Source organism: Salidesulfovibrio brasiliensis JCM 12178, from assembly GCF_001311825.1.
In the GTDB taxonomy this organism is placed as follows: Bacteria; Desulfobacterota; Desulfovibrionia; order Desulfovibrionales; family Desulfovibrionaceae; genus Pseudodesulfovibrio; species Pseudodesulfovibrio brasiliensis.
In genome coordinates, this window is sequence record NZ_BBCB01000160.1 from 1 (window position 1) to 1640 (window position 1640).

Annotated in this window: 3 protein-coding genes; all 3 read left to right on the plus strand. The window is 67.3% G+C overall.

Annotated elements, in window-relative coordinates; genetic code table 11:
• A partial coding sequence (locus tag JCM12178_RS20140; protein ID WP_245628859.1) for a glycerate-2-kinase family protein occupies positions 1–660 on the plus strand: 660 nt, incomplete at its 5' end.
• Positions 614–1114 carry an MOFRL family protein gene (locus JCM12178_RS20145; RefSeq protein WP_054653224.1) on the plus strand — a complete coding sequence of 167 codons (501 nt, stop codon included), beginning with the start codon at positions 614–616 and terminating at the stop codon, positions 1112–1114. The genes JCM12178_RS20140 and JCM12178_RS20145, both read left to right, overlap by 47 nt.
• Positions 1111–1640 (plus strand): THUMP domain-containing class I SAM-dependent RNA methyltransferase (locus tag JCM12178_RS17325; RefSeq protein ID WP_245628860.1); only part of this gene is annotated, 530 nt, incomplete at its 3' end. The genes JCM12178_RS20145 and JCM12178_RS17325, both read left to right, overlap by 4 nt.

Sequence of the window (1640 nt, forward strand, 5' to 3'; positions counted from 1 at the left end):
CTCGGCGAGCGCCTCGACGCCGGGCTTGCCGTGGTCAAGTACGGCCACGGCCAGAAGCTCTCCCGCACCGAACTGCGCGAGGCCGACCATCCCGTGCCCGACGCAGCAGGCGAAGTCGCGGCAAACGAGCTGCTGACCATGGCCGAAAGCGCCACAGAAGACGATCTGGTCATCGTGGTGCTCACCGGCGGAGCCAGTGCGCTCACCCCGGCCAACGCCGAAGGCATCGCCCTCGCGGACGTGCAGGAAACCACCCGTTTGATGCTGGAGAGCGGAGCCAACATTCACGAGATAAACGCGGTCCGAAAGCACCTCTCCGCCTTTGGGGGCGGCCTGCTCGCCAAGGCCTGCCATCCGGCCACGGTGCTCGCTTTCATCGTGTCGGACGTGGTGGGCGACGACCTCGACGTCATCGCCTCGGGCCCCGTGACCCCGGACCCGTCCACCTTCGGCGACTGCGTCTCCATCCTGCACCGCTACGACATCTTCGAGGCCCTGCCGGAACCCGTTGCCGAACGGCTGCAAAACGGCATGGACGGAGCATTCCCGGAGACGCCCAAGGAAGGAGACCCGGTTTCGAAACGTCCGCACCGCTCTGGTTGCCACCAACCGCATGGCGCTGGACGCCGCAGCGGAAAAGGCCGCAGAGCTCGGTTTTGAACCCACCGTGCTCACCGACAAGCTCACCGGCGAGGCCCGGAAGGTGGCCGTGGATCTGGTGCGCGAGGCCTGCTCGGCGCGTCACCGCGCCCGCGAAATCGGGTGTCCGGTCTGCCTGCTGGCGGGCGGCGAGACCACCGTGACCATCACCGGCGACGGACGCGGCGGGCGCAATCAGGAAATGGCCCTTGCCGCCACCCTTGAGCTGGGCGACGAGCAGGGTGTCTGCGCCCTCTTTGCCGGGACCGACGGAACTGACGGCCCCACCGACGCCGCAGGGGGCTTCGCGCTTCCCAACGGCCTTGCCCGGGCCATGGAATGCGCGGTGGACCCGCGCACCTGTCTTCTGGACAACGACTCCTACACCTTTCTTGAAAAAATCGGCTGTCTGCTGGTGACGGGACCGACCCGCACCAACGTCATGGACATCGCCGTCCTGCTGGTACACCCATGAGCATATTTGAAAAAGAATCCACCATCCTCGCCACCTGCCCCAAGGGACTGCCCCCGCACCTGAACCGGGAGATGCAGGCCCTCGGCATGGACCAGACAAAAGAGCTGTTCAACGGCGTGCTGGCCTCCGGCACTCTCGCGGACTGCATGCGCCTCAACCTGCACCTCTTCACCGCGCACCGCGTGCTCTGGGAGCTTGGCGAGATCAAGGCCCCGGACGCGGACCGACTCTACAGCGGCCTGCTCGCCCTGCCGTGGGAGGACATCCTCGACCCGGACGGCTACTTCTCGGTCAGCGCCGCTGTCACGAACGAGACCGTCAACGACACCCGCTTCGCGGCCGTACGCGTCAAGGACGCCGTGGTGGACCGCCTGCGAAAGAAGACCGGCCGCCGTCCCAACTCCGGCCCGGACAAGTCCCGCGCCTGCCTGCACCTGCACTGGCTGGACGACTCCGCCGTCATTTATCTCGACACCACCGGTGAGCCGCTGCCGAAACGCGGCTACCGCCGCCGCCCGCACCGCGC

What these genes read in the sequence shown, in the direction of transcription:
- JCM12178_RS20145 (WP_054653224.1), top strand. Translation starts at nt 614, where the DNA reads ATGGCGCTGGACGCCGCAGCGGAAAAGGCCGCAGAGCTCGGTTTTGAA.